Source organism: Paraclostridium benzoelyticum, assembly GCF_001006285.1.
GTDB classification, from domain to species: Bacteria; Bacillota; Clostridia; order Peptostreptococcales; family Peptostreptococcaceae; genus Paraclostridium; species Paraclostridium benzoelyticum.
Window position 1 is genome coordinate 1 of sequence record NZ_LBBT01000031.1, and the last position, 5,624, is coordinate 5,624.

Consider the following 5,624-nt stretch of genomic DNA (forward strand, 5'->3'; position numbering starts at 1 on the left):
TATATAAATTATTTAAAGTAAATCTTTTCCAAAATAAAATTCCTATATGTAAGCTAAAAACAGCTTTTAACTTATTTATACAATCTGTATTTAGTGATTGGATAAAAACTTTATGTTGGCACCATTGGAGGAATTATATTATGGATGAAGAATTTAAATATTTAAAAATACCTGATGATAAAATAGGGATGATATGGACGCTATCTTGCATAAGTGATATATGTGTTATTGAATTTGGAACACATATAAAGACTCATCATGTTGTAGAAAATATAAACAAAATATGCGATGATAATAAATGTAAGATATATTCTATACATATTGACGAAGAAGAAAATGTTTGCAATGTATTTGAGAAATTGAAAGATACTATTATAAATTTAGCTAATGAGGTTAAACCTAAATATATTTTTATAGTAGAATCTTCTCAGCCATGTATGATTGGTGAAAAGATATTAAATGTATGCAAAGATTTAAAAGAAGTTGCAAATTGCAAGTTACTACCTATAAATATGAGCAATTTAAATTATGACTATAATATAGGGCGAGAATTTGCATTAGAATTTTTAGCTAAAAAAATAGTAAAGCATAATGAAAAAGATATGAATAAATACAACATAATAGGATTTAGTATTGATAAATACAATTATTTAGCAGATATAAAAGAGTTACAAAGGATGATGAAAGAATTATTTAACAAAGAAGTAAACACTATGTTTACAATTAACGCTAGCATTGAGGAAATCGAAAATGCATCAAAAGCATCACTTAATATAGTGGTTAGAAAAGATGCATTAAAAGCTGCTAAATATATGGAAGAAGAGTATGGAATTCCATATATTTATGTAAATTTATATGGATTTAAAAATGCTATAAAATTTATAGAATCTATAAAGAAGATAGATGGATATAAATTAGATGAAGAAAAATACACTTATGAAATGGATCAAGTAAAAAAGAGATTACTTCAAGTAAAAAAGAAATTTTACTTTTATAAAGGAAGTAAAGACTGCGCTATATTTGGGGATTTTGATACTGTTTTAGGAATTAGTGAGATGTTAAAAGAATTAGGCTTTAATGTTGATAAAAAAGAAATTATTTATAAGACTTGTGATGATGCAAATATTGTAAATGAGAAGGCATATCTAGAAACAACAAAATACTTAAGCGATAAAGAGCTATTGATACTTTTAGGGGATAGAGTTAGTATCGATATGAGACATAAATCTAAAAAAGATTTACAAATAAGCAATACTAGTTTAGATTTAGTTGATAAATGCATTGATACACCTTATATTGGGTTCAAGGGATGCATGTATATAATTAATCAGATTTTAAATATAGATATAAATAGTGAAATAGAAGCTTAAATAGCTTCTATTTTTGTTTTAAAATAGAAGAAAATGTTAACAAATATATTATTTAGGCATATTATATAGTACAGATAAAAAATCTGTAGAATAAATAAAAGGGTGTGTATTTATCTATGAGTTGTAAAAAAAATATATGGAATAACTGCGAAAGTAATAAATGGGACAACGTATGCTATTACAAATGTAAAAATGGATGCTCTAAAAATTGTAATAAAGATATAGCTAAAACAAAATGTATTATAGATGATATAAGAGCTAAAAATAATTTATTAGGTAAAGACTTAAAAGATGCTAAGGAAAATCAAAAAGTTGTTAAATGTGCTTTAGATAATATAGATGATAATGTAGCTAATTTAGTTAAAGATATAGGGAATATAGAAGATGCCTTAATTAATGCTGTAAAGAGCTTAAATTGTATAATAAAAGATTTAGACAAAGCTATACCAGCACAAAATGCAGCATTAGAAGACATAAGAGATGCACAAAATAAACAAAAAGATTTAAAAGATTTAATAGACAACTTAGAATATGCCTTTGATAATACAGTAGAATGTTTAAAAGAAAAAGATGGAAACCCAATATTAATACCTTGGGATGATTGTAATGAAGAAAAACCAGACTGGGGTTGCGGTTGCTAGTTATACAATACTTTTAGGAATGTAAATATATTTACATTCCTTTTTTGTGGGGTCAAAAAGTAAACAAAAGTATGTGTTAGGCATAATATGGATTACAGGCTAAAAGCTTAAAAATTTGTAAGGGGGATTTTAAAGATGAGTTATAAACAAAATGGTTGGAATGAATGTGAAAATATAAATAAATGGGAAAATGTATGTTATTACAAATGTAAGGATCATGGTTGTGATGGAGAAAATTGTAAAAAAGATATAGAGAGAACAGAAAATATTATAGATAGTATAAAAGTAAGAAATGAAGAATTAGGAAATGACTTAAGAAATGCTAAGGAAAACCAAAAAGAAGTAAAATCAGCCCTAGTGGCAATTAATGATAATGTTGGAAATTTAGCCAATAATTTAGGTGAAATAGAAGCTGCATTATCACAAGCCGCTTGTGAGTTAAAGTCTATAATGGATGAACTAGAAAAATCTGTTCCAGCGCAAAATGCAGCTGTTAAAGATATAAAAGATGCACAAGATAAACAAAAATATATAAGTGAATTAGCTGATGAGCTAGAAAAATCATTTGGAAAAACTGTTAATTGTTTAAAGAAAAGAGATAAACCACCAGTATTAATACCTTGGGATGATTGCGAGGATGAATCTGAAGGATCTGGATGCGAGTGTGACTAATAACTAAAATAAAAAAGGTGTATTCAAATTTACTTGAATACGCCTTTTTTATTTTAGTTATTAGTTTAATAAAACTTGAGAATAACACTCATAAAATGTCAAAAAAAATAAGGGTGTTGAAAAAAATGAAAAATTATGTATAATAGTTTGTGTAGTAAAAATTACACAAAAGTTAAAAAGGAGGAATATTTTGAAAATTACGACAATAAGAAAAGGTGTAGTAGCTGTAGTTTTATCAACAGCATTTATGTCGACAATGACAGTTTCTCACGCAAATAATTATAAGGTGTTCATAGATGCAGGCCATGGTGGAAATGATAATGGATCTGCTTATAATAATAGAATCGAAGATAATTTAAATCTTCAAATAGCTAATAAAGTTGAAACAAAGCTAGAAAAACGTGGAATAGATGTTATGACTAGTAGAAAAAGTGATGAATATGTGTCACTAAGAGAAAGAACAAATAAGTCAAACTTAGCAGATGTTGATATGTTTGTATCTATTCATCAAAATGCAGCAGAAGATACAACTACAAAAGGTATAGAAACTTTTTATTATAACGATGAAAATAAAGAGTTTGCAGATGTAGTTCAAAGAAGTTTATTAAGTAGCACTAATGGACTTAATAGAGGAGTTAAAAAAGGAAACTTACAAGTTTTAAGAGACAATGAAGCTCCAGCAGTACTTGTAGAGTGTGGGTTTATATCTAATGAGGATGAAGGAAATAAGTTAACAACTAATGAATATCAAGAAAAGGTAGCTAATGGTATAGTCGACGGAGTTATTTCTAATTTAGGATTTAAAGATGAAAAAGGTATTAAGGTTAATAAGAATGTAGCTATATCTTTATCTGATGGAGTTTGTGTAAGAAGCGGAAGAGGTAGTATGTTTAACACAATAGGATACTTATCAAAGGGCGAAAAAGTTGAAGTTTTAGACACTAAGTTTGATTGGCATAAAATAAAGTTTAATGGACAATGTGGATATGTATCTAATGTTTATGTAAAATAATAAATAGCATTTAAAAGGTTATCTAAGAAATTAGATAACCTTTTTTTGAGTCAACAAATTATATGCATGATTATTTTACATCGATGAGATGAATTATAATCATGCATATAGTTTTACAAAAATAAGTTCTATAGGAAACAAGAATGGAAGGACATTTGCAGGATTTTATATAAATAATAGTTTCATGAATATACAATAACTGAAATTGGGTAGGCTACAAATTAAATTACGAAAAACAAAAAGGACTGTTACAATTGATAAATTGGGGAACAGTCCTTTTTGAAATTTGTTTGTTTTAGGAAATATACAATATTTTAAAATATAGGCTTACTTATGAGCTGAGTGAAATGATATTAATTATCATTTGCTCTAATATAATGATAATTGTTTTCAATTAAAAAGTCAATATTAAATTGAATAAATTTTAAAAAACTTAATATAAAAAATAGAGCTAACTTTTTAGCTCTATTTTTATGAACATAATAATTTTAGGATAAATTTATTGACTTTAAAAAATTTATAATTTAGCTATATTTTCTCCGAATTTAATACAAAGGTCTTTGTCATCACCTTCGGGAGCTTCGTTTACTATTACTGATTCTAATGGAAGTTCAAACCCGTATGAATCCATTTGTTCTTCCCATTTTTTCATCCATTCACCATCGCCCCATCCATAAGATCCGAATAAGCATACTTTCTTACCTGCACCTAGACCTTTTAAAGATTCGATGAAAGGCTCAAAGTCAACCTCTTCTAGATTTTCATCACCCATTGATGGGCAACCTAGTATTAATATATTTTCATTTTTTAAATCATCTACATTTACTGACTCTACTCTTAAAAGTTCAGCTGACTTACCTTGATTAGATAAACCACTACTTATAAGATTTGCCATAGTTTCTGTATTACCAGTACCACTCCAATATATAATTTTCATAGTTTTACCTCCTAAATGGAATTGATAATTAATATCAATTGCTTAACTTAATGATAATTGTTTTAGATTACTGTGTCAATATAAAAAGTTAAAATATAGCAAAAAAGTTTATAAAGTTTATAAAATATTTGAAAAATTAATAGATTCATAATAATATTAAGTTAGAGATAGGAAACTAAAGATAGGAGAGTATGCTGTGAGTAAAAAATTTTATGCAGTTAAAGTAGGAAAAAAACCGGGAGTTTATACAACTTGGGATGAATGTAAAGAACAGGTTAATAAATTTCCAGGTTCTATATATAAGAGTTTCAAAACGTTAGAAGAAGCTGAAAAGTTTGCAGGAATAAAGGTAGAAAATATATCAAAGAAATCTAAAACTAATGTTAAAAGTAAATCAACATCAGAATCTAAAGACAAAGAATTAAAGCCAATAAAAAGTAAAGCAAATGTAGATTACTTTGAAAACTACATTGAACCAGAAGATATAAAATGTAATTATGATATGATAGCTTTCGTCGATGGAAGTTATGATAGAGTATCAAAAACTTTTGGATCAGGTATTGCAGTAATTGATATTGAAAAAGATTTAATTCAAGAATATAAAACAGCAGGACATGATAAGTGGGATCAATGGAATATAGTAGGTGAAATAGAGGCTGCTAAATATGCTATAAAATTAGCCCATGATAAAGGACTAAAAAAGTTATGTATATATCATGATTTAAAAAATATTTCACTTTGGGCGGCTGGAGCTTGGCAGGCTAAAAATGAATACACTCAATCATATGTTAGATTTGTAGAAGATTACAGCAAAGATTTATCAATAACATTTATAAAAGTTAAAGGACATAGTTGTAATAAATATAATGATATAGCAGATAGATTAGCTAGAGAAGCAATAGAAGAATATTTATAAATAATAAAAACATAACTAGAAAGGATTACTTTTAGGTAGTCCTTTTTTATTTGTATTTTATTATACTTTAATAAAT

At 26.7% G+C, this 5,624-nt stretch carries 6 protein-coding genes; 5 read left to right on the forward strand and 1 reads right to left on the reverse strand.

Translation table 11 applies throughout. The annotated features are described in order from the left end of the window. The first annotated feature begins 140 nt into the window (after nt 1-140). The 4 genes from VN21_RS01645 to VN21_RS01660 all read left to right on the forward strand — a co-directional run bounded on the left by VN21_RS01645 (nt 141) and on the right by VN21_RS01660 (nt 3,695). Nucleotides 141-1,370, forward strand: coding sequence for a nitrogenase component 1 (locus VN21_RS01645; RefSeq protein WP_046821734.1), 1,230 nt, complete (start codon nt 141-143; stop codon nt 1,368-1,370). 116 nt (nt 1,371-1,486) lie between these two features. Continuing rightward, nucleotides 1,487-2,011: a hypothetical protein gene (locus VN21_RS01650; protein WP_046821735.1), complete on the forward strand. Its 525-nt coding sequence runs from the start codon at nt 1,487-1,489 to the stop codon at nt 2,009-2,011. A 135-nt stretch (nt 2,012-2,146) separates the two neighbouring features. Then, the gene (locus VN21_RS01655; RefSeq protein WP_046821736.1) at nt 2,147-2,683 is read left to right on the forward strand and encodes a hypothetical protein; all 537 of its coding nucleotides are present in this window, start codon (nt 2,147-2,149) and stop codon (nt 2,681-2,683) included. Nucleotides 2,684-2,873: 190 nt separating this feature from the next. After that, nucleotides 2,874-3,695: an N-acetylmuramoyl-L-alanine amidase gene (locus tag VN21_RS01660; RefSeq protein ID WP_052951945.1), complete on the forward strand. Its 822-nt coding sequence runs from the start codon at nt 2,874-2,876 to the stop codon at nt 3,693-3,695. Nucleotides 3,696-4,212: 517 nt separating this feature from the next. Here the strand turns inward: VN21_RS01660 and VN21_RS01665 are convergent. Further along, on the reverse strand, nt 4,213-4,632 hold the full coding sequence (locus VN21_RS01665) for a flavodoxin (protein ID WP_046821737.1): 420 nt from the start codon (nt 4,630-4,632) through the stop codon (nt 4,213-4,215). Nucleotides 4,633-4,828: 196 nt separating this feature from the next. Here VN21_RS01665 and VN21_RS01670 point away from each other — a divergent pair, with 196 nt between their 5' ends. Further along, on the forward strand, nt 4,829-5,548 hold the full coding sequence (locus tag VN21_RS01670; RefSeq protein WP_046821738.1) for a ribonuclease H1 domain-containing protein: 720 nt from the start codon (nt 4,829-4,831) through the stop codon (nt 5,546-5,548). Nucleotides 5,549-5,624 lie beyond the last annotated feature (76 nt).

Bases quoted from the DNA above. Each gene is read 5' to 3' on its own strand.
- VN21_RS01645 (WP_046821734.1), top strand. From the start codon at position 141: ATGGATGAAGAATTTAAATATTTAAAAATACCTGATGATAAAATAGGG.
- VN21_RS01650 (WP_046821735.1), top strand. From the start codon at position 1,487: ATGAGTTGTAAAAAAAATATATGGAATAACTGCGAAAGTAATAAATGG.
- VN21_RS01655 (WP_046821736.1), top strand. From the start codon at position 2,147: ATGAGTTATAAACAAAATGGTTGGAATGAATGTGAAAATATAAATAAA.
- VN21_RS01665 (WP_046821737.1), bottom strand. From the start codon at position 4,632: ATGAAAATTATATATTGGAGTGGTACTGGTAATACAGAAACTATGGCA.